The sequence below is a fragment of the Pseudomonas sp. 2FE genome (genome assembly GCF_005503735.1).
In the GTDB taxonomy this organism is placed as follows: Bacteria; Pseudomonadota; Gammaproteobacteria; order Pseudomonadales; family Pseudomonadaceae; genus Aquipseudomonas.
This window is the reverse complement of the sequence record NZ_SCMO01000003.1, coordinates 83,764-109,199: the sequence shown is the minus strand read 5'-3', so window position 1 is coordinate 109,199 and position 25,436 is coordinate 83,764. Positions and strand designations below refer to the sequence as shown.

The 25,436-nt window shown below is 64.0% G+C and carries 19 protein-coding genes; 12 read left to right on the top strand and 7 right to left on the bottom strand.

Going from position 1 to position 25,436, the window contains the following annotated elements; translation table 11 throughout:
- Nucleotides 1–22 precede the first annotated feature (22 nt).
- From ntrC to glnA, 5 genes are all read right to left on the bottom strand, one after another.
- Nucleotides 23–1,456 (bottom strand): nitrogen regulation protein NR(I), encoded by a 1,434-nt coding sequence (ntrC, locus tag FFS12_RS07835; protein ID WP_137886335.1) that lies wholly within the window; start codon nt 1,454–1,456, stop codon nt 23–25.
- Nucleotides 1,453–2,538, bottom strand: coding sequence for a nitrogen regulation protein NR(II) (gene glnL, locus FFS12_RS07830; RefSeq protein WP_137886334.1), 1,086 nt, complete (start codon nt 2,536–2,538; stop codon nt 1,453–1,455). Before glnL ends, ntrC begins: the two co-directional genes overlap by 4 nt.
- A gap of 191 nt (nt 2,539–2,729) precedes the next feature.
- Nucleotides 2,730–3,353: a DUF4124 domain-containing protein gene (locus tag FFS12_RS07825; protein ID WP_137886333.1), complete on the bottom strand. Its 624-nt coding sequence runs from the start codon at nt 3,351–3,353 to the stop codon at nt 2,730–2,732.
- Between the two features lie 3 nt (nt 3,354–3,356).
- Nucleotides 3,357–3,911, bottom strand: coding sequence for a DUF4124 domain-containing protein (locus FFS12_RS07820; protein ID WP_137886332.1), 555 nt, complete (start codon nt 3,909–3,911; stop codon nt 3,357–3,359).
- Nucleotides 3,912–4,075: 164 nt separating this feature from the next.
- Nucleotides 4,076–5,479, bottom strand: a complete 1,404-nt coding sequence (gene glnA / locus FFS12_RS07815) for a glutamate--ammonia ligase (RefSeq protein ID WP_137886331.1) — start codon at nt 5,477–5,479, stop codon at nt 4,076–4,078.
- Nucleotides 5,480–5,815: 336 nt separating this feature from the next.
- On the opposite strand from glnA, the gene thiI reads away from it, so the two are divergent.
- The 3 genes from thiI to FFS12_RS07800 all read left to right on the top strand — a co-directional run bounded on the left by thiI (nt 5,816) and on the right by FFS12_RS07800 (nt 10,321).
- Complete coding sequence (thiI, locus tag FFS12_RS07810; protein ID WP_137886330.1) at nt 5,816–7,270, top strand: tRNA uracil 4-sulfurtransferase ThiI; 1,455 nt, start codon at nt 5,816–5,818, stop codon at nt 7,268–7,270.
- Nucleotides 7,271–7,399: 129 nt separating this feature from the next.
- Nucleotides 7,400–9,211 (top strand): translational GTPase TypA, encoded by a 1,812-nt coding sequence (gene typA, locus FFS12_RS07805; RefSeq protein WP_137886329.1) that lies wholly within the window; start codon nt 7,400–7,402, stop codon nt 9,209–9,211.
- Between the two features lie 174 nt (nt 9,212–9,385).
- The gene (locus FFS12_RS07800; protein WP_137886328.1) at nt 9,386–10,321 is read left to right on the top strand and encodes a DUF808 domain-containing protein; all 936 of its coding nucleotides are present in this window, start codon (nt 9,386–9,388) and stop codon (nt 10,319–10,321) included.
- A gap of 80 nt (nt 10,322–10,401) precedes the next feature.
- Here the strand turns inward: FFS12_RS07800 and FFS12_RS07795 are convergent, their stop codons facing one another.
- Nucleotides 10,402–10,797, bottom strand: coding sequence for a YkgJ family cysteine cluster protein (locus FFS12_RS07795; RefSeq protein ID WP_137820512.1), 396 nt, complete (start codon nt 10,795–10,797; stop codon nt 10,402–10,404).
- 245 nt (nt 10,798–11,042) lie between these two features.
- Between FFS12_RS07795 and FFS12_RS07790 the strand changes: the two genes are divergently transcribed.
- The 7 genes from FFS12_RS07790 (at nt 11,043) to bamE (ending at nt 22,046) form a co-directional block, all read left to right on the top strand.
- The gene (locus FFS12_RS07790; RefSeq protein ID WP_137886327.1) at nt 11,043–14,699 is read left to right on the top strand and encodes a DUF2339 domain-containing protein; all 3,657 of its coding nucleotides are present in this window, start codon (nt 11,043–11,045) and stop codon (nt 14,697–14,699) included.
- Nucleotides 14,696–16,078, top strand: a complete 1,383-nt coding sequence (locus tag FFS12_RS07785) for a DUF3999 domain-containing protein (protein ID WP_137886326.1) — start codon at nt 14,696–14,698, stop codon at nt 16,076–16,078. Before FFS12_RS07790 ends, FFS12_RS07785 begins: the two co-directional genes overlap by 4 nt.
- A gap of 181 nt (nt 16,079–16,259) precedes the next feature.
- Nucleotides 16,260–17,918, top strand: coding sequence for a histidine kinase N-terminal 7TM domain-containing protein (locus tag FFS12_RS07780; protein ID WP_137886325.1), 1,659 nt, complete (start codon nt 16,260–16,262; stop codon nt 17,916–17,918).
- 121 nt (nt 17,919–18,039) lie between these two features.
- Nucleotides 18,040–20,010, top strand: a complete 1,971-nt coding sequence (locus FFS12_RS07775; RefSeq protein WP_137886324.1) for an autotransporter domain-containing SGNH/GDSL hydrolase family protein — start codon at nt 18,040–18,042, stop codon at nt 20,008–20,010.
- A 98-nt stretch (nt 20,011–20,108) separates the two neighbouring features.
- Nucleotides 20,109–21,116 carry a class 1 fructose-bisphosphatase gene (locus tag FFS12_RS07770; RefSeq protein WP_137886323.1) on the top strand — a complete coding sequence of 336 codons (1,008 nt, stop codon included), beginning with the start codon at nt 20,109–20,111 and terminating at the stop codon, nt 21,114–21,116.
- 3 nt (nt 21,117–21,119) lie between these two features.
- Entirely contained in the window at nt 21,120–21,722 is a 603-nt protein-coding gene (locus tag FFS12_RS07765) for a DUF924 family protein (protein WP_137886322.1), read from the top strand.
- Nucleotides 21,723–21,791: 69 nt separating this feature from the next.
- A complete protein-coding gene (bamE, locus tag FFS12_RS07760; protein ID WP_137886321.1) occupies nt 21,792–22,046 on the top strand; it encodes an outer membrane protein assembly factor BamE in 255 nt (84 codons plus the stop codon).
- A 262-nt stretch (nt 22,047–22,308) separates the two neighbouring features.
- On the opposite strand, the gene FFS12_RS07755 is transcribed toward bamE, so the two are convergent.
- Nucleotides 22,309–23,673, bottom strand: a complete 1,365-nt coding sequence (locus FFS12_RS07755; protein ID WP_137886320.1) for a formimidoylglutamate deiminase — start codon at nt 23,671–23,673, stop codon at nt 22,309–22,311.
- A gap of 344 nt (nt 23,674–24,017) precedes the next feature.
- Between FFS12_RS07755 and hutC the strand changes: the two genes are divergently transcribed.
- Nucleotides 24,018–24,770 (top strand): histidine utilization repressor, encoded by a 753-nt coding sequence (gene hutC / locus FFS12_RS07750; protein ID WP_137886319.1) that lies wholly within the window; start codon nt 24,018–24,020, stop codon nt 24,768–24,770.
- Nucleotides 24,767–25,366: a HutD family protein gene (locus FFS12_RS07745; RefSeq protein WP_137886318.1), complete on the top strand. Its 600-nt coding sequence runs from the start codon at nt 24,767–24,769 to the stop codon at nt 25,364–25,366. The genes hutC and FFS12_RS07745 overlap by 4 nt, the downstream gene beginning before the upstream one ends.
- Nucleotides 25,367–25,436 lie beyond the last annotated feature (70 nt).

Below are 25,436 nucleotides of genomic sequence, written 5' to 3'. Positions count from 1 at the left end.
GTGCTGGGTTACGGTCTGCGGCCTACGCATCGTCGCCTTCGTCGTCGTCGCCGGCCACCTTCATGCCGAGTTCCTTGATCTTGCGCGTCAGGGTGTTGCGCCCCCAGCCGAGCAGCACGGCGGCGTCGCGGCGGCGGCCGGCGGTGTGCTTGAGGGCGGTCTCGATCATGATCCGTTCGAAGGCCGGCACGGCGCTGTCGAGCAGGCTCGATTGGCCACGCGCCAGGGACTGGTCGGCCCACTGGCGCAGGGCCTGCTCCCAGTTGGTCGCCGGCGCGCTATCGTGCGGCTGGGTCAGCAGCTCCGGCGGCAGATCGTCGATATGCACTTCGCGCCCGGAAGCCATCACGGTGATCCAGCGGCAGGTGTTCTCCAGCTGGCGCACGTTGCCCGGCCACGGCAGGTTCTTCAGGTAGTCCTCGGTCTCGCTTTTGAGCAGCTTCGGCTCGACCGCCAGCTCCTGGGCGGCGCGGTTGAGGAAGTGGCGGGCCAGCGTGGGGATGTCTTCACGGCGGTCGGACATCCGCGGGATATGGATGCGGATGACGTTGAGGCGGTGGAACAGGTCTTCGCGGAATTTTCCGGCCTGCACCAGGGTTTCCAGGTTCTGGTGGGTGGCGGCGATGATGCGCACGTCGACCTTGACCGGCGTGTGGCCGCCGACCCGGTAGAACTCGCCGTCGGCCAGCACCCGCAACAGGCGGGTCTGGGTGTCGGCCGGCATATCGCCGATTTCGTCGAGGAACAGGGTGCCGCCGTCGGCCTGTTCGAAGCGTCCACGGCGCTGGTTGACGGCGCCGGTGAAGGCGCCTTTCTCGTGACCGAACAGCTCGGATTCCATCAGGTCTTTCGGAATCGCCGCCATGTTCAGCGCGATGAAGGGTGAGGCTGCGCGCGGGCTATGGCGGTGCAGGGCATGGGCGACCAGCTCCTTGCCGGTGCCGGATTCGCCATTGATCAGCACGGTGATATTCGAATGGCTGAGGCGGCCGATGGCGCGGAACACCTCCTGCATCGCCGGCGCCTCACCGATGATCTCCGGGGTGCGGGCCAATATGACCGGGGCTTCGAACCCCTGCTGCTCCTGGGCGTGCTGGAAGGCGCGCTTGACCAGGGACACGGCCTCGTCGACATCGAAGGGCTTGGGCAGGTACTCGAAGGCGCCGCCCTGGTAAGACGCCACCGCGCTTTCCAGGTCGGAATGGGCGGTCATGATGATCACCGGCAGGCGCGGGTGCAGCTCGCGAATCTTGGCCAGCAGTTCCAGGCCGCTGGCGCCGGGCATGCGGATGTCCGAGATGATCACGTCCGGCTGTTGCCGCGTCAGGCGGCCGAGGACGCCGTCGGCGCTGTCGAAGCTGGTGGTGGTCATGCCTTCCTGTTGCAGGGCTTTTTCCAGCACCCAGCGAATGGAGCGGTCGTCGTCGACGATCCAGACGGTTTCACTGCGGCTCATGACGAAGTAACTCCTTGTTCCAACGGCAGGAAGATCGAGAACACGGTGTGGCCGGGATGGCTCTCGCACTCGATCAGGCCCTGGTGCTGACTAATGATGTTCTGGGTGATGGCCAGGCCCAGCCCGGTACCGTCCGGGCGGCCGCTGACCATGGGGTAGAAGATGGTGTCTTGCAGCTCCGCGGGGATGCCGGGGCCGTTGTCGATGATCTCGACCTTGGTCACCAGGCGATGGCGGGTGTGGCCGATGGTGAATTGCCGCAGGGTGCGGGTGCGCAGAGTGATGCGGCCGAGGCGCAGTTCGTTCTGCGTGCCAATGGCCTGCATGGCGTTGCGCACGATATTCAGCACCGCCTGGATCATCTGTTCGCGGTCGATCAGCAGGTCCGGGATGCTCGGGTCGTAATCACGCACCAGGGTGATGCTGCCCTGGCTTTCCGCCTCGACCAGGCTGCCGACGCGCTCCAGCACCTCGTGCACGTTGGTCATGGCGAGGCTCGGCAGCTTGTTCGAGCCGAGCATGCGGTCCACCAGGTTCCTTAAACGATCGGCCTCTTCGATGATGACGTTGGTGTAGTCCTTGAGGCTCTCTTCCGGCAGCTCGCGGGCCAGCAGTTGGGCGGCGCCGCGGATGCCGCCGAGCGGGTTCTTGATCTCATGGGCGAGGCCGCGCACCAGCAGTTTGGTGGTTTCCTGCTTGGACAGCTGCGCCTCTTCCTTGGTGATCCGCAGCAGCCGGTCACGCGGATGGACCTCCAGCAGCAGCAGGGTTTCGCCGCGATTGAGAATCGGCGTCACCGCATAGTCGACGGTCAGGGTTTGCCCGGTCAGGGCCGTCAGCACCGCTTCGCGCTTGTTGAACGGGTGCGCCTGTTCCACCGCCTGGCGCAACGAGGCCAAGGCCTCCGGCGACTCGGTGAACAGTTCGCTGATGAATTGGCCATGGCTGCGTTGGCCGCTGACGGCCAGCAGCATCTCGGCCGCCGGATTCATGTACTCGAGGCGCAGTTCGGCGTTGAGCAGCAGGGTCGCGGTGGTCAGGTTATCCAGCAGCAGTCGGTGCAGGGCGTCGTTGATGGTCATCGTAGGGATCCCAGGAATGGATCTGAAAATGCAAAAAGCAAACCAAAGCCCCGAAAAGACGCGCGAACACTGCCGGGCGGGGGCCTTGGGCTACTTTCCTGCGCCAACCAGGCCGGTTGGCGAACCAAAATGGGGAGTGTATAGAAAGTGGTGCGGGCTATCGCACCAAATCAGTGCGATCGCCTGTGGGATTAGATGAAGGGGACGTACGGAATGTCCTTCTTCTCCGCCGGCTTGTCCTTCAGCGGACACTCGGGGCGCACGCCGTACTCGTCTTTCTGGCAGGGTTTGACCCTGCGTTTTTGTTCCAGGGAAATGCGCAGGACATGCACCGGTTGGGTCGGCGTGCGCTCCAGGGTGCGGCCGTTGCCGTCGAGGATTTCCACGGCCAATTGGTGGGTGCCGCGTGGCAGATTGCTCAACGGGAAGACCGGACTGCGGCTGGGTTCGCCCACCGTCTGGCCATCGAGCAGCAGGCGGTAGTTATGCCCGGCTAGCAGGCTGGGCTCGCTGGTGGCGGTGACGATCAGGTCGCCGGAGGCGCCGTCGCGGACCGTCGCATCCGGCTCGGGGACCAGGATGCGCAGGAGCTGATAGGCCGGCGGCGCGGCGGCTGGAGCGGCCTGCACCGGCGCGGGTGGCGAAGGGGCAGGGCTGGCCGACATGGCGTTGGACGGGGCCAGTTCGATGCGCTTGGCATTGCCTGGCTTGGGGCGGTCGGTGAAGACCCGATTACCCTCGTTGTCGATATAGGTGTAGACCTCGGCGGCAACCGGCAGGCCGATCAGCAGTAGGCAAAGCAGGAGAAATCGCATGTTTTAGGGGGCTGGCTTCGGTGTGGGTACGGGGGGGCGCAGCGCTGGGCTGCTGGTGTTGACGCGTTGCACGGTAAAGGTCGCGGTGGCGCTTTGTTGCAGCGACTGCTCGCCGCTGAGGACTTCCACCGCCAGGCTGTGTTCGCCGCGCGGGATATTACTCAGTTGCAGGCGCGGCAGATTGCTCGCCTGGCCATAGGGTTTGCCGTCCAGGAGCAGGCGCAGACGGTGGCCTGGGCTCAGGCGCGGTTGCAGCTGCACGCCGACGCTGAAGGTGCCGTTATTGGCGCGCAGGGCCTCCTCGGAAGGCAGGTCGGTCAGCTGTAGCAGGCTGTAAGCGGCTTTCGGCGCCTGGGTATTCGCCGTGTCGGCGGTGGACGCGCTCGGGGCCTGCATTTCCACGCTATTGGTGGGCGGCAGTTTGACGGTCTCGCTCGGGGCGCCGTCAGGCGGCTGGTTGGTGTACACCGTGTTGCCGTTGGCGTCGGTGTATTTGTAGATCTGCGCGGCGGCCGGCAAGGCCAAGGCAAGCAGCAGACAGGTAAGCGTGAGGCGCATGGCTGGTTTCCCGTTGAGGGTGTGTTGCTTAGCCTTGCATTGGCGGGCGGCGCTGGCAAGTTCATACCTCTATAGCTGTGCGCCCAAGCAAATAAAAATTGCCAAATAAAAAAGGCCTCCCGAAGGAGGCCTCTAACCACGCTGCTTGCGCAGGTGCTACTGGCTTAGACGCTGTAGTACAGGTCGTATTCCAGCGGGTGCACGAAGGTGCGCACCTTGATTTCTTCTTCGTTCTTCAGTTCGATGTAGGCATCGATGAAGTCGTCGCTGAATACGCCGCCCTTGGTCAAGAACGCACGGCCCTTGTCCAGTTCTTCCAGCGCTTCTTTCAGGCTGCCGCAGACTTGCGGGATCAGCTTGCTTTCTTCTGGTGGCAGGTCGTAGAGGTTCTTGTCGGCGGCATCGCCGGGGTGGATCTTGTTCTGGATGCCGTCCAGGCCCGCCATCAGCAGCGCGGCGAAGCACAGGTAGGGGTTGGCGGCCGGGTCCGGGAAGCGCGCTTCGATGCGGCGGGCTTTCGGGCTGGAAACGTAGGGGATACGGATCGAGGCGGAGCGGTTGCGTGCCGAGTAGGCCAGCATGACCGGCGCTTCGAAGCCCGGAACCAGACGCTTGTAGGAGTTGGTGGCCGGGTTGGTGAAGCCGTTCAGGGCCTTACCGTGCTTGATGATGCCGCCGATGAAGTACAGGGCGGTATCGGACAGGCCGGCATAGCCTTCGCCGGCGAAGGTGTTCTTGCCATCTTTGGCGATGGACAGGTGCACGTGCATACCCGAACCGTTGTCGCCGTACAGCGGCTTCGGCATGAAGGTCGCGGTTTTGCCATAGGCGTCGGCGACGTTGTGCACGCAGTACTTGAGGGTCTGAACTTCGTCAGCCTTGGCTACCAGGGTGTTGAACTTCACGCCGATTTCGTTCTGACCGGCAGTCGCCACTTCGTGGTGGTGAACTTCGATGACCAGGCCCATTTCTTCCATGGCATTACACATGGCAGTACGGATTTCGTGGTCATGGTCGAACGGCGGAACCGGGAAGTAGCCGCCTTTAACGCCTGGGCGGTGACCTTTGTTGCCGGTTTCGATGTCGGCGTCGGACATCCAGGAGCCTTGTTCGGAGTAGATCTTGAACATGGAACCGGAAATGTCGGATTTGAATTTCACTTCGTCGAAGATGAAGAATTCAGGTTCCGGGCCAACGAATACGGTGTCGCCGATACCGGTGCTCTTCAGGTATTCCTCGGCGCGGTGGGCGATGGCGCGCGGGTCGCGGTCGTAGCCTTGCATGGTCGAGGGTTCGATGATGTCGCAGACCAGAATCAGGGTCGGCTCTTCGGTGAACGGGTCGAGCACGGCAGTGCTGTCGTCCGGCAGCAGAATCATGTCGGAGGCTTCGATGCCTTTCCAGCCGGAGATGGAGGAGCCGTCGAACATCTTGCCGATTTCAAAGAAATCGTCGTCCGCATCACGGGCCGGCATGGTCACGTGGTGCTGTTTGCCTTTGGTGTCGGTGAAGCGCAGATCAATCCACTTCACGTCGTGTTCTTTGATGAGTTGAAGCGACTTCGACATGGTGTCCTCCAGATGGATGGGGGCTGGGTCAGGGTTAGCCCCCAAAAATAAACGGGTGAAGCCGGGCGGGCATACTCCGCCAGGGCAACCTGCCTCACAAGGGAGCAAATTGCATGCCAGTGCCCTGAAGTGGGCTTGGTCCGTGAAAGTCAGGCGTGACGGGGGCTGTGTGGCCAATTCGGCCGGGCTTGTGCACTGATATGGAGCGATAAAGAATCGCTATGCGTTGTTTTGGTGCGCAGCAGATCTTTGTGCTCGATAGCTGGTTAAACCTTGAGCAATTTCCGCTATAATCCTGCCCCCTCTTTTTCGGCTGGCCTCACGCGCGCTGTTTTCATGAAACTTATCGTTAAAGTCTTCCCTGAAATCACCATCAAAAGCCGGCCGGTGCGTAAGCGCTTTATCCGCCAGCTGGCGAAGAACATTCGCATGGTGCTGCGCGACCTGGACCCAGACCTGGTGGTGGACGGCGTGTGGGACAATCTCGACGTCGAGACCCAACTGACCGAGCCGAAAGTGCTGCGCGAGATGATCGAGCGCCTGACCCGTACCCCGGGTATCGGCCAGTTCCTCGAGGTGAACGAATACCCGCTGGCTGATTTTGATGACATGGTGCAGAAATGCAAGGCGCATTACGCCGACCTGCTGCCGGGCAAAGTCTTTGCCGTGCGCTGCAAACGCGCCGGCAAGCACAGCTTCAGCTCGATGGATGTCGAGCGTTATGTCGGCAGCCAGCTGCGTCAGCAGTGCGGGGCGGCCGGGATTTCCCTGAAAGCGCCGGAAGTCGTGGTGCGCCTGGAGATTCGCGACCAGCGGCTGTTCGTCATCCATCATCAGCATGAGTGCATCGGCGGTTATCCGCTGGGCGCCATCGAGCACGCGCTGGTGCTGATGTCCGGCGGTTTCGACTCGACGGTAGCGGCCTATCAGATGATGCGCCGCGGGCTGGTCAGCCACTTCTGCTTCTTCAACCTCGGTGGCCGTGCCCATGAACTGGGGGTGATGGAGGTGGCGCACTACCTCTGGGACAAGTACGGCCGCTCGCAGCGGGTGCTGTTCGTCAGCGTGCCGTTCGAGGAAGTGCTCGGCGAGATTCTCGGCAAGGTCGATAATAGCCATATGGGGGTGGTGCTCAAGCGTATGATGCTGCGCGCCGCCAGTACTATCGCCGATCGCCTGGATATCGACGCGCTGGTCACCGGCGAGGCGATTTCCCAGGTGTCCAGCCAGACCCTGCCGAATCTCGCGGTGATCGACCGGGCCACCGACAAGTTGGTGATCCGCCCGCTGATCGCCAGCCACAAGCAAGACATCATCGACATGGCGACGCAGATCGGTACCGCCGAGTTTGCCAAGCATATGCCGGAATATTGCGGGGTGATTTCGGTGAACCCGACCACCCGCGCCAAGCCCGAACGCGTCGTCTATGAAGAGGCCCAGTTCGATATGGCCGTGTTGGAGCGCGCCTTGGAGCGCGCTCGCCTGGTGCCGATCGACCGGGTGATCGACGAGTTGGGCGAAGACATCCAGGTTGAGGAAGTGAGTGAAGCCTTGCCTGGGCAGATCGTCCTGGACATCCGTCATCCGGATGCTCAGGAAGACCTGCCGCTGGAGCTGAACGGTATCGAGGTCCAACCTTTGCCGTTCTTCGCACTCAACAGTCGCTTTAAGGAACTGGATGATACCCGCCAGTACCTGCTGTATTGCGACAAAGGCGTGATGAGCCGCCTGCATGCCCACCATTTGCTCAGCGAGGGGCATGCCAATGTGCGCGTTTATCGTCCGGCATAAGACGCCGGGTCTGTTTGGCGGCAGTATCCGCCACCGCCCCCCCGACCGACGGGGCTGTTGAGCCACTCATTCTTCATACTGGCCGCCTAAACTTAGCGGCGAACCGAATCCTCTGATCGAGATGCAAAAGTGATCGAAAATCTACGCAACATCGCCATCATCGCCCACGTTGACCATGGCAAAACCACCCTGGTCGACAAGCTTCTGCGCCAGTCCGGCACCCTCGAGCGTAACGAACTCGACACCGAGCGCCTGATGGACTCCAACGACCAGGAAAAAGAGCGCGGTATCACCATTCTCGCGAAGAACACCGCGATCAACTGGAATGGCCACCACATCAACATCGTCGACACCCCCGGCCACGCCGACTTCGGTGGCGAAGTCGAGCGCGTGATGTCCATGGTCGACTCGGTTCTGCTGCTGGTCGACGCCGTTGATGGCCCGATGCCGCAAACCCGTTTCGTGACCCAGAAGGCCTTCCAGGCCGGCCTGCGGCCGATCGTGGTGGTGAACAAGGTCGACCGTCCGGGCGCACGTCCGGACTGGGTCGTCGATCAAATGCTCGACCTGTTCGACAACCTCGGCGCGACCGAAGAGCAACTGGACTTCCCGGTCGTCTTCGCCTCGGCGATCAACGGCCTGGCCGGTCTTGAGCACGACAATCTGGCTGAAGACCTGACTCCGCTGTTCCAGGCCATCGTCGACAACGTTCCGGCTCCAAAAGTCGACCGTGACGGTCCGTTCCAGATGCAAATCTCCGCACTGGACTACAACAGCTACCTCGGCGTTATCGGCATCGGCCGTATCGCTCGTGGTCGCATCAAGCCGAACACCCAGGTGGTGGCCATCGACGTCGATGGCAAGCGCCGTAACGGCCGTATCCTCAAGTTGATGGGGCACCACGGTCTGCACCGCGTTGACGTTGAAGAAGCAGCGGCTGGCGATATCGTCTGCATCAGCGGTTTCGACCAACTGTTCATCTCCGACACCCTGTGCGATCCGCTCAACGTCGAAGCCATGACCCCGCTGTCCGTTGACGAGCCGACCGTGAGCATGACCTTCCAGGTCAACGACTCGCCGTTCTGCGGCAAGGAAGGCAAGTTCGTCACCAGCCGTAACATCAAGGAGCGTCTGGACAAGGAGCTGCTCTACAACGTGGCCCTGCGCGTTGAAGAAGGCGATAGCGCTGACAAGTTCAAGGTCTCCGGTCGTGGCGAGCTGCACCTCTCGGTACTGATCGAAACCATGCGTCGCGAAGGCTTCGAGCTGGGTGTTTCCCGTCCTGAAGTGATCATCAAGACTGTTGACGGCGTCAAGCAGGAACCCTTCGAGAACGTCACCATCGACCTGGAAGAGCAGCACCAGGGTTCCATGATGGAGCAAATGGGTCTGCGTAAAGGCGACCTGAGCAACATGGTTCCGGATGGCAAGGGCCGCGTTCGTCTCGAGTACACCATTCCGGCCCGTGGCTTGATCGGTTTCCGTAACCAGTTCCTGACCATGACTTCCGGTTCCGGCATCCTGACCAGCATCTTCAGCCACTACGGCCCGATGAAGTCTGGCGACATGTCCAGCCGTCAGAATGGCGTGCTGGTTTCGACTGCGACCGGCAAGGCACTGACTTACTCGTTGGAAACTCTGCAAGCGCGTGGCAAGTTGTTCCTCGGCCATGGCGATGACGTGTACGAAGGCATGTTGGTCGGCATCAACAGCCGCGACAACGACCTGGGCGTCAACCCCACCAAAGGCAAGAAGCTCGACAACATGCGTGCTTCCGGTAAAGACGAAACCATCGCTCTGGTTCCGCCTATCCGCTACACCCTGGAGCAGTCGCTGGAGTTCATCGAAGACGACGAATTGGCTGAAATCACGCCAAAATCGATCCGTCTGCGTAAGAAGATCCTCGACGAGAACCTGCGCAAGCGTTCGAGCAAAGGCTAAGCCTTAGCTCGCTGCACGCGTGAGTAAGAATCCCCGCCATCCTTGATGGCGGGGATTTTTTTTGGCTAAGCGAATAGTCGCTGAGGCGTGCCCCTGGCGTTTTGGCAGCCGTGTACTATCCAGCATCCTGTCGATGCCCGATGGCATCCCTCAACTTTTCCAAGGAATCCCGACATGGCTGGAGTCAGCCTGCTGACCCTGATTGACGATATTGCCGGCGTGCTGGACGACGTGGCGGCGATGACCAAGGTGGCCGCGAAGAAAACCGCGGGAGTGCTGGGCGATGACCTCGCGCTGAATGCCCAACAGGTTGCCGGCGTCAAGGCCGACCGCGAGCTGCCGGTGGTCTGGGCGGTGGCCAAGGGCTCGGCGTTGAACAAGCTGATTCTGCTGCCGGCGGCGTTGCTCATCAGCGCATTCGCACCCTGGGCGGTGACGCCGCTGCTGATGCTGGGCGGTGCCTACCTCTGTTTCGAGGGCTTCGAGAAGCTGGCGCACAAGTGGCTGCACAGCGAAGCGGAGGATCAGACCGAGCATGCGGCGCATGCCGAGGCGCTGGCCGACCCCGAGGTCGATCTGCTCGCCTTCGAGAAGGACAAGATCAAGGGCGCGATCCGTACCGACTTCATCCTCTCCGCCGAGATCATAGTGATCGCCCTGGGGACTGTGGCGGGCGCCGCCTTCGGCACCCAGGTGGCGGTGCTGGTGGGCATCGCCGCGAGCATGACGGTCGGCGTCTATGGCCTGGTGGCCGGCATCGTCAAGCTGGACGATCTGGGGCTGTATCTCAGCCAAAAGGGCAGCGGGCTGGCCCGGGCCATCGGGGGCGGCCTACTGCGCGCGGCGCCTTACCTGATGAAGGGCCTGTCCGTCGTCGGCACGGCGGCCATGTTCCTGGTCGGCGGCGGCATCCTGACCCACGGCATGCCGGGCGCCCATGAGCCGCTCCAGCATCTGGCTCAGATGGCCGGCGCCGTGCCGGGGATAGGGGGTGTGCTGAAAGTCGTACTGCCGACTCTGTTGAATGCCCTGGTGGGGATCGCCGCGGGTGCGCTGGTGCTGGCGGGCGTGAGCCTGGTGAAGCGGTTGATCCCGGCCGGCAAAGGCTGAAACCGCCAGCGGCCCTGCGCGATGTTCAGCCGAGCTGGGCATCGCGCAGGGCCGACGCACAGCAGATCATGAACAGGTCCTCAGGCCTTCGGCTTGTAGGCGCAATAGCCAGGCCGTGGGCCAATCTTCGGGTGATTGCGGCAGGTGTCTGGGCGCTGGTCGTAGATGCTGCACAGGCGCGTCTTGCGATCCAGATAGAGGCAGTCGTTATTGCCCATGCGGGTCAGGGTGTAGATGCCATATTTCTGGTTGAAGCGCTCGACCACACCCTCTTTCATCAGGCGCTTGGCAATCTGCTTGGGCGGCTCGCCGCGTTCGAACTCCTGCACCAGTCCGATGCGCAGCAAATCGGTGAAGCGCACTTCCACCGGCATGGTGCAGCAGCTGGAAACGCAACTGCTGCACATGGTTCTTTCGTATTTGATCCAGGTGTCCGTGCGATCGAGCTCGGCACCGACGATCAACAGCTTGGTCATTTATCCACACCTGCAGGGCGTTCTGGGCGCGGCATGATAGCGGGGCTGGCGAATTTGTGAACAACCATCTGCCGGCTGGTTGCACTGGCTGGATTGTTTTGAACCTGTGCGGCGCAGCGCATTCGCCGCTATAAGCTGAGGTGGCGGGGCCGATATACTGGCCGGCAGCTTAATTGCGCCGGCCTTGCGGGCTGCAGCGCAGGGCCGCCGGTGGTGTGTTCGTAACCCGATGGGGAAATCAGTGCATGCAATGGATCTTCATGCTGGTCGGTCTGCTGGTCGGCGCCTCGGTGGGTGAGTCGGTTACTGGCGGGTTCTTGGGCGGATTGCTCGGTCTGGGTCTCGGTCAGGCGCTCAAGCTGCAGCGCCTGCAAGCGCAGAACGCCGAGCTGCGCCAGGAGTTGAAGCGCTTCGCCGAGCGCTTCGAGCGCGGTACCGAGGCGATGCATCAGCGCTTGCTCAAGGTCGAGCAGGGTCAGGCGCCCGAAGCGGCGCAAGCCGCCGCGCCGGTCGAGCCGGCAGCGCCGCCGCAGGCGGCCGCCGAGGCGCCGGTCACCGCGAGGGTCGAGCCCGAGCCGCTTGCTGAAGCCGAACTGAGTTGGGAGCTGCCTGCCGAATTGCTGGCCGAGCCGGCTGAACCCGCACCCGCGCCGCGTGCCGCCGCGGCCAGTGCCTGGACCGCCGAAGCCCAGGGCGCCGAGCCGCCGCGCCCAGCCGCCGCACCTATTCCGCCACAGCCGCGCGAGCCTTCGCCGATCGAACGGGCGATCGACGTGGCGCAAGCCTGGCTGTTCGGTGGCAATACCGTGTTGCGGATCGGGGTGCTGCTGTTGTTCCTCGGCCTGGCCTTCCTCCTGCGTTACGCCACCGAAGGCATGCTGGTGCCGGTGGAGATGCGTTACGCCGGGGTGGCCGCGAGTGCGATCGCCTTGCTTGGCCTGGGGTGGTGGTTGCGCCTGCGTAATCCGAACTATGCGCTGATGCTGCAAGGCACCGGGATTGCCGTGTTGTACCTGACGGTGTTCGCCGCCATGCGCCTGCATCCGCTGCTGTCGCCGGGAATGGCGCTGTCGCTGTTGGTGGTGGTGACGCTCTGTTCGGCGATCCTGGCGGTGGCGCAGAACGCCATGGGCCTGGCGACGGTGGCGGCTTTGGGCGGGTTTGCCGCACCGATCCTGACCTCGACCGGCAGTGGCAACCATGTCGCGCTGTTCGCCTATTTCGCGCTGTTGAATGCCGGCATCTTTGTTATCGCCTGGTTCAAGGCCTGGCACCTGCTCAACCTGATCGGCTTCGTCGGCACCTTCGGCCTCGGCTTCGCCTGGGGGCTGCGCTCCTACACGCCTGAGCTGTTGTGGAGCACCGAGCCGTTCCTGATCCTGTTCTTCCTGATGTACCTGGCCATCGGCCTGTTGTTCGCCCGGCGCCGGTTGCGTGAAGCGGGCACCGGGCCGGAGGACGGCAGTCGCGCCGCGCTGCTGCGCTGGTCGGCGCGCCAGGGCGACTATGTCGATGGCACCGTGCTGTTCGGCCCGCCCATAGTCGGTTTCGGCCTGCAGTTCGCGCTGGTGCAGCACCTCGAGTTCGCCGCCGCCTTCAGTGCGCTGGCGCTGGGTCTGTTCTACCTGGGCCTGGCTCGACTGCTGGCCGGGCGAGCGCCGGGGCGCGCCTTGCTGCTGGTGGAAACCTGCCTGGCGCTGGGGGTGGTGTTTGGCACGCTGGCGATCCCCTTGGGTCTGGATGCGCGTTGGACGGCGGCGGCCTGGGCGGTGGAGGGTGCGGGCATCTACTGGCTGGGCCTGCGTCAGCAGCGCACCCTGGCCCGCGCTTTTGCCTTGCTGTTGCAACTGGGGGCGGCGCTGGCCTTCCTGGCCGAGCTGGACTCGGGCGTGGAGACCTTGCTGAGCGGTGCGCCGCTGGGGGCGCTGCTGCTCGGCGCGGCCTTGCTGTTCAGCCATGAGCGGTTGCGTCGTGCTGCACCGGAACAGGCGACGAGTTGGGAGCGGCGTGGCTTGCCGGTCCTGGCCTGTGCCGGGCTGGCCTTCCTCTATCTCCTGGCGCCGTTGAACCTGTTGGCCGAGGCCACTGCGATTTGCTGGGCGCTGGCCGGTTTGGCGACCTTGTTCGTCGGGCTGCGCATCCATTCGCGCAGCTTCCTGTTTAGCGCCTTTGCCGTGCAGTTGCTCGGCGGGGCGCTGTTCCTGCTGCAGCTGAAAACCGCCTCGGGGACCGAGACCGGTGTATTCAGCGCCGGTTGGCGTGGCTTGGTCACTGCCTCGCTGATCGGCCTGGCGCTGATCGGCGGCATGCTGATCGCCGCGCGCGACAAGCAAGTCAGCAGCGATGCGCGCTTGATGCGCGGCTTGTCGCTGGTGCTGCTGGTCGGTCTGGTGTTTATCAACCTGGCGGTGCTGTTCGTGCTGCCTTGGCAGACCGCCAGCGCGGTGTGGGCGGGCAGCGGTCTGTTGATCATCTGGCTCAGTTTGCATCTGCAACAGCGCGCGAGTTTTGTCTTCGGTCTGCTGCTGCAAGCATTGGGTGGGGTGGCCTTCCTGGCGGCGAGCCCGCTGTTGCTCGGCCAGTTGAGTGCGCAAGGCCTGCGGCCGCTGGCGCATGCCGGATTCTGGACCCCAGCGGTGCTGGCGCTAGCCGCGCTGATCGGCGCCTGGCGGCTGTTCCTGGCGACCAGGCGTGACGACGAGTCGATGGGCGCGCTGAGCCTGGAGCGGCTGTCGCAGTTGCTGCTGGTCTGGGGTGCGGGCTGGTGGACGCTGGCGCTGGTCGGCGAGGTGCTGCGCTTTGCTGCAGCGGACTTGCAGGTGCCGCTGCTGTTGCTGGTCGCGGCTGGCACGGTGGCGCTCTGGACCTTGCTGGCCGTGCGGGTGCGCTGGCCGGCGCTGGCGTTGCTCTGCCCATTGCTGGTGCCGGCCGCCGGCGTGGCGCTGCTGTATGCCTGGCAGGCGGACTACCACCCGGCGGCGAATTTCGGCTGGCTGGCTTGGGGGCTGTTGTTTGCCGTGCATCTAGGCTCCTTGCAGCGCCTGGCCACGCTGCTGCCCGCGGGCGCCTTGAGTGCGGCCCATGTGCTTGGCTGCTGGCTGATCATCGGCGTGCTGGCGTTGGAGTTGCGCTACCTGCTGTATGTCTTGTCCGAGCATTACAACGCTTGGCGTTGGCTGGGCTGGGCGTTGCTGCCAAGTGGCTATCTATTGCTGATGGCTCAGCCGCTGAAGGCTCCACTGCCGATGGCCGCGGCGCGTAGCTTGCCGTGGCCGGTGCGGGCCTACCCGCGCGAGTATCGAGTGCTCGCCGCCGGGCCCTTGGCACTGTTGATGCTGGCGTGGTTCTGGCTGGCGAATAGCGCCAGCGATGGCGGCGCCGAGCCGCTGCCGTATCTACCGCTGATCAACCCGCTGGAACTGGGCTTGCTGTTCGCCTTGCTCGGCGTGTGCAACTGGCTGCGCAGCGGCTTGCCGCAATTGGGCTTCGCCGCCGGCCAGCTGAGCTGGCTGCCACAACTGGTGGCGGGCGCCTCGTTGTTTGCCTTGTGCACCGCCGCGGTGTTCCGCACGGCGCATCACTGGGGTGGCGTGCCTTATCAACTGGCGGCGCTGCTCGAGTCGATGCTGGTGCAGGCGGGTTTGTCCATCGTCTGGACGCTGATCGCCCTGGCCTTGATGATCGCCGGCCATCTGCGCAGTCGCCGCGAGTTCTGGCTGGTGGGTGCGGTGCTGATTGCCGTGGTGGTGGCCAAACTGTTCTTCGTCGAGCTGGGCAATCGCGGCGGTCTGGAACGTATCGTGTCGTTTATTGGAGTCGGCGTGTTGTTGTTGATCGTCGGCTATTTCGCCCCGTTGCCACCCCGGCAGCCGGCATCTGAAGCAGAGCAGGGCCGTACATGAGTGGTTTTTCTTCTTTTCGGTGTTTGCAGGTGCTGTTCGTGGCTGCCGGGCTGCTGGTCACGGCGCTGGCCGGCGCCCAGGAGCAGCGCGGCGACTATGCCGCACAGGTGCCGCTGACGCTCAGCGGTGAGGGGCCGTGGTATCGCCTGGAGTTGCCGATGGCGCTGCATTTCGCCGCGCGCTTCGGCGATCTGCGCGACTTGCGGGTGTTCAACGCCGAGGGCGAGGCCCAGGCCTATGCCTTGACCCTCGGGAGTGCCCAGCACAGCGAGACGCGCACGGAAACCGCGGTCAAATGGTTCCCGCTGTATAGCCAGGCCGACGCGGCGCAGGCGCTGCCGAGCATTCGGGTGCAGCGCAGTACCGGCGGCACCTTGGTGGAGGTAACGCCGGAAGGCGCAACCGCCAACGCCGAGGAGGTGCTGCGTGGCTGGCTGCTGGACGCCAGTGCGATCCAGGCGCCGCTGCACAAGCTGATCCTCGATTGGAGTGCCGAGCGTGACGGTTTCCAGCGCTTTTCCATCGAGGCCAGCGATGACCTGCAGCACTGGCAAGCCTGGGGCGATGGGCAGATTGCCCGGCTGGCCTTCGCCGATGAGCGCATTGACCAGCGTGAAGTCAGCCTGCCGGGGCAGCGCGCGCGTTACCTGCGCCTGCTCTGGCTGGCGCCGCAACAAGCGCCGGCACTGACCGCAGCCCGTTTGCTCAGCGCCAGTAGCAGCGCGCCGGCGCCGATGGCCTGGTCGGCGGCGCTGGCTCCGAGCCGCGTGAAAGCGGGCGAGTACCGCTGGGACTTGCCCCTGGCGTTGCCGCTGGAGCGTGTGCGGGTCGAACTGACACAGCCCAATACCCTGGCGCCGGTGATTCTCAGTGGCCGTCGCGATGGCAAGGTGCAGTGGCAACCGCTGGCGCGCGGCCTGCTCTATCGCCTGCCGCAGAACGGCGCAGAGGTGACCCGCAATGAACTGGAGCTGCCTGCGCAACGGGTACAGCAATTGCGTTTGCAGGTCGACGAGCGCGGTGGCGGGTTGGGCAGTGCCGTGCCGCAGCTGAGGGTCGGGTTGCGGGCGACGCAAGTGGTGTTCCTCGCCCGCGGCACGCCGCCCTATGTGCTGGCGATCGGCAATGCGGCGGCGCAAGCGGCTAATCTGCCGCTAACGACCCTGATTCCTGGCTATGACGATGAGCGCTTGGCCAAACTGGGGGTGGCGCAAGCTGGCGCCGAGCCGCAGGTGCAGGCGGCCGTCGAGTCCAGTGCGGTGCAGGCGGCCAGTTTCGACTGGAAGCGTCTCGGATTGTGGAGCGTGCTGTTACTCGGGGTCGCTCTGCTGGTGCTGATGGCCTGGAGCCTGCTGCGCGCGCCGGCGGCCAAGCCCTGATGGCCAACTGAGATGCAGAAAGTCATCAGGCCACTGAAAGCCTTGGCATATCCTTGGCTCGGCACGCAGCCCTGTGCAATTCGTCAGCCTGGTGTCAGGTCGGGAAGTCTTTTGCGTAACTACCTTTCGAGTACTTTGCATGTGGCTCTGATAGCCCCCAGGCGCCTGCAGGCGTGCAGTCATGAGCGCCTGCAGTAATTCGGGCTGGGCGCTGAGCGCGCCGGTCCTCCTCACCGGCGTGGTCTGCATCGGCGTCATCCTGCTGGCGCGCTGGGTCACCCGCCAGCGTTATTTTCCGGGGCGCGACAGTTTTATCCTGCTGCATCTGGCCAGTCTCTGGTGGATGCTCGCGGCGAGCGTCGAGATGGCCGCGCAGGGCGCCAGTTGCAAGGTGTTCTGGGCCAGCATGGCCTGGCCGGGCATAGTCGGGGTGCCGACCTTCTGGGCCGTCTTCCTCTGGCAATACGTCAACAGCGTGCGCCAGCCGCTGCCGCTGCGCCGCGTCCTCGATCTGACTGTGGTGCCGCTGCTGGTCTGGCTGCTGGCCCTGAGCAATCCCTGGCATGGCCTGTTCTATGGGGGGGACACCGCACCGATCTCGGCCGAACTGGGGGCGCCGGTGCATTACCAGCATGGCCCGCTGTTCTACGCCACGGCGGTCTACGTCTACCTCTTTATGGCGTTCTGCCTGGCTATCGTGATTCGCGCGGCGCTGCTCAGCCGGGGCCTGCACCGGCGGCATTACCTGGCCTTCGCGCTAGTCACCTGCGTGCCCTGGACGGCGAATATCGGCTATGTGCTGTTCGATAAGACCATTTTCGGCTTCGACCCCACCCCCTTCAGCTTTGCCTTCACCCAGATGGCCTTCGCCTGGCTGATAGTCGGGGTGCGCCTGTTCGACCTGCTGCCGGTGGCGCGTCACCTGCTGCTGGAGGCCTTGCCCGATCCGGTGCTGGTGCTTGACCCGCAGCAGCGGGTGATCGAGGCCAACCCGGCGGCGCTGCAACTGGCCGGCCAGCCCGGCGACTGGCAGGGGCTGGCGCTGGCCGAGTGGCCGGTATTTGGCGTGGACGTGCACGCCTTGCTCCAGGGATCGCCGAGCAGCGAACCGGATCGACTGCTGACGCTGGCCAGCCCGGCGCGCTATTTCGAGCTGCGCACCCGCGCCATCGAGCGCGTCACGCGCAACGACACCTTCGTCCTCGGGCAGATGCTCTATCTGCGCGACGTGACCCAGCGCCACCTCAGCGAACTCAAGCTGGCCGAGGCCCTGGCGACCAGTGAGGAACGTCTGCGCACCATCTCCAGCCTGCATGAGCAGTTGCAGGAGCAGGCGCTGCGCGATCCGTTGACCGGGCTCTATAACCGCCGTTATCTGGACGAATTCTTCGCTCGGGAACTGGCCCGCGCACAACGCGAACAGATGCCTATTGCCTTGGCGTTGATCGATCTGGATCACTTCAAGCGGCTCAACGACACGCACGGCCATTTGGTCGGCGATGACGTGCTCAAGGTGGTGGCGCAGCACCTGACCGACAGCCTGCGCAGCTCGGATGCGGTGTTTCGCATCGGCGGCGAGGAGTTCCTGCTGATCCTGCCGGGTGCTGGTACGCAAGAGGCGCAGCAACGCCTGTCGCTCATTTGCCGGCAATTGGCCGGTAGCCCGCTGCCCACCCGCAGTGGCCCACAGACGGTGACCCTGTCTGCCGGCCTGGCCTTCTGGCCAGCCCAAGGGCAGGTGCTGGACGAGCTGATGCAAGCCGCCGATGCGGCGCTCTATGTGGCCAAACGCAGCGGGCGCAACCGAGTCTGCGCGTTAGCGGATACCTCTACGCCCTGAATGCAGGCCCGCGCTGGCAGTCACGGTCTGTTTGCAGCAAGCGCTTGCTGCGGTATCGGTAAAATAGAGCTAAAGTCCCAACTTCGTACCTGAGCCAATAACAACGATAAGGACTCACCCGATGATGCGAGCGCTCACCCCGCTGGCGGCGGCTTGCCTGTTGGCAATCGCCGCGGCCCCCCTGTCCGCCTCTCCCTATTCCAACCTGGTGGTCTTCGGCGACAGCCTGAGCGATGCCGGGCAGTTTCCCGATACCGGCGGCCCTGCTGGTTCGACCCGGCGCTTTACCAACAGGGTCGGCCCGACCTATCAGGGAGGCAGCGGGGAAATTTATGCCTCGAATGCCACCCAGCTACTCAGCCAGCAGCTCGGCCTGGGCGCGCTGACCGGCTCGACCTCACCGGTGAATGCCGCGTTGGGGCTGCCGGATGGCACCAACTATGCGGTGGGTGGCAATACCACCGCACAGATTGCCGACTCCATCCTAGGCACAGGTGAGGGCTCGGTCGTCGAACTGACCGATGGCACCAACCTGCGGACGCGCCCCGGCTACCTGGCGGACCTGGCCAGTCGCGGCTTGAGCGTCGACCCCAATACCCTGTTCTATGTGAACGGTGGCGGTAACGACTTTCTCGATGTGATCATCAATCCGTTCGCGCCTCCCGCCGTGGCCACCCAGCAGGCACAGGATGCGGCGATCCGCCTGGCGGATGGGGTCCGTGCGCTGGAAGCCGCCGGTGCCCGCTACATCGTGGTGTCCCTCCTGGGGGATGTGGGCAAGACGCCTAACGCCGCCTTCTTGGGGACATTTATCCCGAGCTTGCCTGCGACAGTCTCCGGGCTGGTGGGGGACTTCAATCAGGAGTTGGTCAGCCAGCTGGAAGGTCTGAATGCGGAAATCATTCCGCTGAACGTGCCGTTGCTGGTCGGTGAAGTCGTTGCCGACCCGGCAACCTACGGGTTGGACCCGACCCAGAACTTGCTGGGCACCTGTTTCGATGCGAGCGGTGGCGGTTGCGTGGAAAACGCCACCTATGGCCTGACCAGCGGCAACGCGGATCCGACCCGGCTGCTGTTCAACGACAGCGTGCACCCGACCAGCACCGGCCAGCAGCTATTCGCCGACTATGCCGCTTCTCTGCTGGCCGCGCCCTGGGAGCTGACCCTGCTGCCGGAAATGGCCCATGGCACGCTGCGCTCGCATCAGGATCAGTTGCGTAACCAGTTCCAGGCCGACTGGGAGTCCTGGCAAGCGCAGGGCCAGTGGCGCGCCTTCGTCAGTGGCGGCGGCCAGCGTCTGGATTTCGACGAGCAGGACAGCTCCGCCAATGCCGACGGCAATGGCTACAGCCTGAACCTGGGCGGCAGTTATCGCCTGAACGAAGCCTGGCGCGCCGGCGTCGCCCTGGGCCTCTACGAGCAAGAGCTCGAGGCGGGGGTGGCGGATTCCGACTACGACCTGCGCAGCTACCTGGGCAGCGCCTTTGTCCAATACCAGCAAAACCGCTGGTGGGCCGATGGCGCGCTGAGCGCCGGCTACCTCGACTACGACAGCCTCAAGCGTAAGTTCGAGCTCGGCATCAGCGAGCGCAGCGAGCAAGGCGATACCGACGGTTACCTGTGGGCGCTGAGCGGCCGGCTCGGCTACGACATCGCGCAGCCCGGCAGCACCTGGCACCTGAGCCCCTTTATCAGCGCCGATTACGCGCGGGTGGAAGTCGACGGCTATGGGGAGCAGGGCAGCAGTGCCACGTCCTTGCGCTTCGACGATCAGAAGCGTTCCTCCAAGCGCCTCGGTGCCGGCCTGCAAGGGCGTATCGAAGTGACTCCGGCGACCCAGGTGTTCGTCGAGGTGAGCCGCGAGAGGGAGTACGAGGACGACGCCAGCGAGCTGACCATCGCCCTCAACAGCCTGCCGGGTCTCGACTTTAGCTTGCAGGGTTATACCCCCGAGGACAGCCTGACCCGCGCCAGCATCGGCTTCAATCAGAAACTCGCCGCCGATCTGGCCTTGCGCGGTGGTTACAGTTTGCATAAGGGCGAGGACGAAACCCAGCAAGGCGCCAGCCTGTCGTTGGTCTGGGACTGGTAGCGGTCAGGAACTCGCGCGCGGTTGTCGGTGCCGGGAGGCGCCGACCCGGGTTACAGGTTAAACTGCGCGCGAGTTTTTCCATCCTCCGGAGCCTGTCCATGTCCCGCGTTACCCTGAGCCGCTATCTGATCGAGCAGACCCGTTGCAATAATACCCCGGCCGATCTGCGTTTCCTTATCGAAGTGGTGGCGCGCGCGTGCAAGGAAATTAGCTATGCGGTTTCCAAAGGCGCGCTGGGCGGCGTGCTCGGCAGCATGGAAACCGAGAACGTGCAGGGCGAGGTGCAAAAGAAGCTCGACGTCCTCTCCAACGAAATCCTGCTGGAAGCCAACGAATGGGGCGGTCACCTGGCCGGCATGGCTTCCGAGGAAATGGATAACGCCTACCAGATCCCCGGCAAGTACCCGAAAGGGGCTTACCTGCTGGTGTTCGACCCGCTGGACGGCTCCTCGAACATCGACGTGAACGTCTCGGTCGGCACCATTTTCTCGGTGCTGCGTTGCCCGGAGCGCAATGGCGACGACGGCGACCTCGGCGAAGAGGCGTTCCTCCAGCCGGGTACCCAGCAGGTCGCTGCCGGTTACGCGATCTACGGCCCGCAGACCATGCTGATGCTGACCCTGGGCGACGGCGTCAAAGGCTTCACCCTGGACCGCGAGCTGGGTAGCTTCGTGCTGACCCACGACAACATTCGCGTGCCGGAGCAGACCAAGGAATTCGCCATCAACATGTCCAACCAGCGCCACTGGGAGGCGCCGGTGAGCCGCTATGTCGGCGAATTGCTGGCCGGCAAGACCGGGCCGCTGGGCAAGGATTACAACATGCGCTGGGTCGCCGCGATGGTGGCTGACGTACACCGTATTCTCACCCGTGGTGGGCTGTTCATGTACCCGCGCGATTCCCGCGAGCCGGAGAAGCCGGGCAAGCTGCGCCTGATGTACGAAGCCAACCCGATGTCGTTCATCGTCGAGCAGGCGGGCGGTGCGGCGACCAATGGTTCGCAGCGGATTCTCGATATCCAACCGACCTCCCTGCACCAGCGGGTCGCGGTGTTCCTCGGTTCGAAAGAGGAAGTCGAACGGGTTACCGCCTACCACCAGGAGTAAGCCATGGGCGCGCCTTGGCAGCCGTTGCTGGACTGGTGGTTCGGTTCGGCCACTACGGCCGCCGAGGTGGCTGCCGCGCGCACCGGGCTCTGGTTCGGCAAGCAGGACAGTCAGGATGACCAGGCGCGTGAGCGCTTCGCCGAGCAGGTGGAGCAGGCGCTGAGCGGCGGTCTGGCGGACTGGCTGGCCGAGCCCGCGGGCTGGTTGGCGCTGATCCTGCTGCTGGATCAGCTGCCGCGGATGATCCATCGCGACAGGCCGCAGGCCTTTGCCGGCGATCACCGTGCGCAGCAATTGGTTCGCGAAGGCTTGGCACATGGCTGGGAGGCCGCGTTAACGCCGATCCAACAGGTCTTTATCTACCTGGTGCTCGAACATGCCGAAGACCTGCCCAGCCAGACCCAGGCGCTGGCGCGGTTTGCCGCGTTGCGCGCCGGCGCGGCCGCCTCGGAGGACGCACTCTTCGCCGGTTACCTGGATTACGCCGAGCGGCATCGGCGGGTGATCGCCCGCTTCGGCCGTTTTCCCCATCGCAACAGCATCCTCGGCCGGGTTTCCACCGCCGAGGAAGTTGCATTCCTGCGGGAACCGGGCTCGCGCTTCTGACGTCCAACCGGGCAACCCGCGGTTCGCTGTGCCAAGCTTGCCGCCAATGTCCCGTCTAGGAGTCGCTTCATGTCCCTGCGTCGCTTCGCCCTGTTGTCGTTCTGCGTGCTGTTAGCTGCGTGCAGCAAGATCAATCAGGAAAACTACTCGAAGATCAAAACCGGCATGACCAAGGCCGAAGTGGAAAGCCTGCTCGGAGCCCCGACCGATTGCTCCGGCGCACTGGGTTTCTCCAGCTGCACCTGGGGCGATCAGAAGAGCTTTATCAGCATTCAATACGCCGGCGACAAGGTGCTGATGTTTTCCGGGCAAGGGCTGAAGTAAGGTGGATTGCTCCGCGATGGGACCCTCCAGCCAACCCCGCGGTCGCGGCTAAGACCCTGCCCACGAACGCTGTGCTTTCCTCGGGGGCGGAGCCGTCTTCGGCGGCGCTTCGCGGATAAATCCGCTCCTACACAAGCCCTGCTCCGCAGCGATTTTCCAGACCGGACACGCCGCTTGTAGGAGCGGATTTATCCGCGATTGGCCTCTCGGGCCGTACAAGGCCGTCGCGGCTAAAGCCCCCGCACAGAAGCGCGTGCCGCTCTCAACCCAATAGCTGGCGCAACACCTGGGCGAAGGCTCTGCCGGTCTGCTCCTGGGCGGCGTGCCGGCCTTCGCGGATCACCCAGCGGCCGCCAACCATGACATCGCGTATCTGCCGGTCGCCGCCGGCGAACAGCCAGCGGTTGAGGATCGCGTCTGCCTCGGCTGTGGCGATATACGGATCGTTGCCATCCAGTACCAGCAGGTCGGCGCGTTTGCCGACTTCGAGTGCGCCGATCGGCTGACCCAGCGCCTGGGCGCCACCGGCGAGGGCGGCGTCGTACAGGGTGCGGCCGATCATCGGCTGGTCGCTGCGGTACAGGCGGTTGCGCTTCTGATCGCGCAGGCGCTGGCCGTATTCGAGCCAGCGCAACTCTTCGGCCACGCTGACCGAAACATGGCTGTCCGAGCCGATACCCAGGCGCCCGCCCTGGGCGAGGTAATCCACGGCCGGGAAGATGCCATCGCCCAGGTTGGCCTCGGTGGTCAGGCACAGCCCGGCCACGGCGCCGCTTTGCGCCATGCGGCCGACCTCGTCGGCGCTGGCGTGGGTCGCATGCACCAGGCACCAGCGTCGATCCACCGGCGCATGCTCATACAGCCACTGCAAAGGTCGGCGGCCGCTCCAGGCCAGGCAGTCCTCGACTTCCTTCTGCTGCTCGGCAATGTGGATATGGATCGGGCAATCGCTGTCGTCTGCGGCCAGCACCGCGACAATCTGTTCGGGGGTGACCGCGCGCAGTGAGTGGAAACACAGGCCCAGTCGCTGCGCCGGCCGTTGTGCCAGCAGCGGGCGCAGGCGTTGTTGCAGGGCCAGGTAGCTGTCGGTGCTGTGGATAAAGCGTCGTTGCCCTTCGCTCGGCGGCTGCCCGCCGAAGCCGGCGTGGGAATACAGCACCGGCAGCAGGCACAGGCCGATACCCGCCTCCGCCGCGGCCTGGCTGATGCGTAGCGCCAGTTCCGCCGGGTCGCTGTAGGGGCGGCCGGCGCTATCGTGATGCACGTAGTGGAACTCGGCAACGCTGGTGTAGCCGGCCTTGAGCATCTCGATATACAGCTGGCGGGCGATGACTTCGATCTGCTCGGGGTCGAGCTGGCCGACCAGGCGGTACATCAGCTCGCGCCAGGTCCAGAAGCTGTCGTTCGGGTTGCCCGCCACCTCGGCCAGCCCGGCCATGGCGCGCTGGAATGCGTGCGAGTGCAGGTTGGGCATGCCCGGCAGCACCGGGCCGTTCAGGCGTTCGGCACCCGCGCTGCTGGCGTTGCTGCTGACCCGTTCGAGCTGCCCGCTGGCCGAGACTTCGAAGCGCACGTCGCGTGCCCAGCCCTGTGGCAACAGCGCACGTTCAGCGAAAAAAACAGGCATGATCCGGGTCCTCGCGGGTGTTGAATTATTTGTATATACATATACAGATGTTTGGCGGCGTCGTAAACTCTTGGCAGACTGGACGTGTCCAGTGTTGTCGAATCCGCGACATCAGGCTGCGTGAGAACTACTGCGCTCGGTTATACGGCGTTAAAAACAGGCTAAAAATGCTCATTTACAACTCGTAAACTGCGCTTTTTCGCCTGTTTTTGCCTTGTCTAACCTTTGCTCGCTACGTTTTCACACAGCCTGATATGCCGCTGGCGGGACTCTTTAATGTCCCTCTTCAACGCTGGACCACTGCAGTGTTTTATCGGCGCCGTCGCCATGACCAGGAGAACCCCGTGTCCACCTCGCACACCGAGATCGCTTCGCTGGCCTCGCAGTTGGGGGATGTCCCCGCGCCGCTCTATGCACGCGTCAAACAGATGATCAGCGGCCAGATCCAGACCGGCGCCTGGCCGCCGCATCACCGCGTACCCTCGGAAAGCGAACTGGTCAGCCAGCTCGGCTTCAGCCGCATGACCATCAACCGCGCGCTGCGTGAGCTGACCGCCGAAGGTCTGCTGGTGCGTATGCAGGGGGTCGGTACCTTCGTTGCCGAACCCAAGGGTCAGTCGGCCTTGTTCGAGGTGCATAACATCGCCGATGAGATCGCCGCGCGCGGTCATCGCCATCACTGCGTGGTGGTCAGCCTGCAGGAAGAGCAGGCCGGTTCCGAGCGTGCGCTGGCGTTGGATGTTCGTGAAGGCCAGCGGGTTTTCCATTCGATCATCGTGCATTACGAGAATGATGTGCCGGTGCAGATCGAGGATCGTTACGTCAACGCGGCGGTGGCGCCGGATTATCTCAAGCAGAACTTCACCCTGCAGACGCCCTATGCCTACCTGTCCCAGGTCGCGCCGCTGAGCGAGGGCGAGCATGTGGTCGAGGCGATCCTGGCCGATGCCAGCGAGTGCAAGCTGCTGCAGATCGAGCGCGGCGAGCCGTGCTTGTTGATCCGTCGACGCACGTGGTCGGGACGCAACACGGTCACCAACGCGCGCCTGCTTTATCCGGGCTCGCGCCATCGCCTGGAGGGACGTTTCAGTTCATGACTCAGTTACGCATCCTGCGCGCCGCCGATTACCCGCGCATGCCCTGGAAGAATGGCGCCGGCAGCACCCTGGAAATTGCCCGCGATGCCGGCGAAGGCCTGGAGGGCTTCGGCTGGCGCCTGTCGATCGCCGATGTCGGCGAGTCCGACGGGTTCTCTGCATTCAACGGCTACCAGCGCATCATCACGGTGCTCGAGGGTGCCGGCATGCAGTTGACGGTCGATGGCCAGCTGTCGCGGCCCTTGCTGGCGCTGGATGCTTTTGCTTTCTCCGGTGACAGTCGGGTCGAGTGCCGCTTGCTCGATGGGCCTATCCGCGATTTCAACCTGATCTACGCCCCCTCGCGTTACTCCGCTCGCCTGCAGTGGTTGCAGCCGGTGCCACAGGCACTGCAGCTGTTCAGCTCGGCTTCTGTTGTGTTGCTGTTCAGTGCGCTGGACGGGTTGCGGGTTCAGGTCGAGGGCGAGCACGTGGCCGAGTTGAATCGTTTCGACTGCCTGGTGCTGGAGCGTGATAAGCCGCTGTTGAGCGAGTTGCGCCTGCAGGCCGAAGTGGCCGGCGCCTGCGCGTTGATCGAGCTGCAGCCGCGCCGCTGAAGGTGTGGCTAGGAGTAAGCCTTAACTCGGGTTCTTCACGGAATTCCGGGGCGGTGTTAAGCCGTCATGC

Coding starts and splice junctions, on each gene's coding strand:
- bamE (WP_137886321.1), top strand. CDS start 21,792: ATGTCCCTGCGTCGCTTCGCCCTGTTGTCGTTCTGCGTGCTGTTAGCT.
- ntrC (WP_137886335.1), bottom strand. CDS start 1,456: ATGAGCCGCAGTGAAACCGTCTGGATCGTCGACGACGACCGCTCCATT.
- FFS12_RS07770 (WP_137886323.1), top strand. CDS start 20,109: ATGTCCCGCGTTACCCTGAGCCGCTATCTGATCGAGCAGACCCGTTGC.
- FFS12_RS07785 (WP_137886326.1), top strand. CDS start 14,696: ATGAGTGGTTTTTCTTCTTTTCGGTGTTTGCAGGTGCTGTTCGTGGCT.
- FFS12_RS07825 (WP_137886333.1), bottom strand. CDS start 3,353: ATGCGATTTCTCCTGCTTTGCCTACTGCTGATCGGCCTGCCGGTTGCC.
- FFS12_RS07755 (WP_137886320.1), bottom strand. CDS start 23,673: ATGCCTGTTTTTTTCGCTGAACGTGCGCTGTTGCCACAGGGCTGGGCA.
- glnA (WP_137886331.1), bottom strand. CDS start 5,479: ATGTCGAAGTCGCTTCAACTCATCAAAGAACACGACGTGAAGTGGATT.
- FFS12_RS07790 (WP_137886327.1), top strand. CDS start 11,043: ATGCAATGGATCTTCATGCTGGTCGGTCTGCTGGTCGGCGCCTCGGTG.
- FFS12_RS07820 (WP_137886332.1), bottom strand. CDS start 3,911: ATGCGCCTCACGCTTACCTGTCTGCTGCTTGCCTTGGCCTTGCCGGCC.
- FFS12_RS07775 (WP_137886324.1), top strand. CDS start 18,040: ATGATGCGAGCGCTCACCCCGCTGGCGGCGGCTTGCCTGTTGGCAATC.
- FFS12_RS07780 (WP_137886325.1), top strand. CDS start 16,260: ATGAGCGCCTGCAGTAATTCGGGCTGGGCGCTGAGCGCGCCGGTCCTC.
- FFS12_RS07745 (WP_137886318.1), top strand. CDS start 24,767: ATGACTCAGTTACGCATCCTGCGCGCCGCCGATTACCCGCGCATGCCC.
- thiI (WP_137886330.1), top strand. CDS start 5,816: ATGAAACTTATCGTTAAAGTCTTCCCTGAAATCACCATCAAAAGCCGG.
- FFS12_RS07765 (WP_137886322.1), top strand. CDS start 21,120: ATGGGCGCGCCTTGGCAGCCGTTGCTGGACTGGTGGTTCGGTTCGGCC.
- FFS12_RS07800 (WP_137886328.1), top strand. CDS start 9,386: ATGGCTGGAGTCAGCCTGCTGACCCTGATTGACGATATTGCCGGCGTG.
- glnL (WP_137886334.1), bottom strand. CDS start 2,538: ATGACCATCAACGACGCCCTGCACCGACTGCTGCTGGATAACCTGACC.
- FFS12_RS07795 (WP_137820512.1), bottom strand. CDS start 10,797: ATGACCAAGCTGTTGATCGTCGGTGCCGAGCTCGATCGCACGGACACC.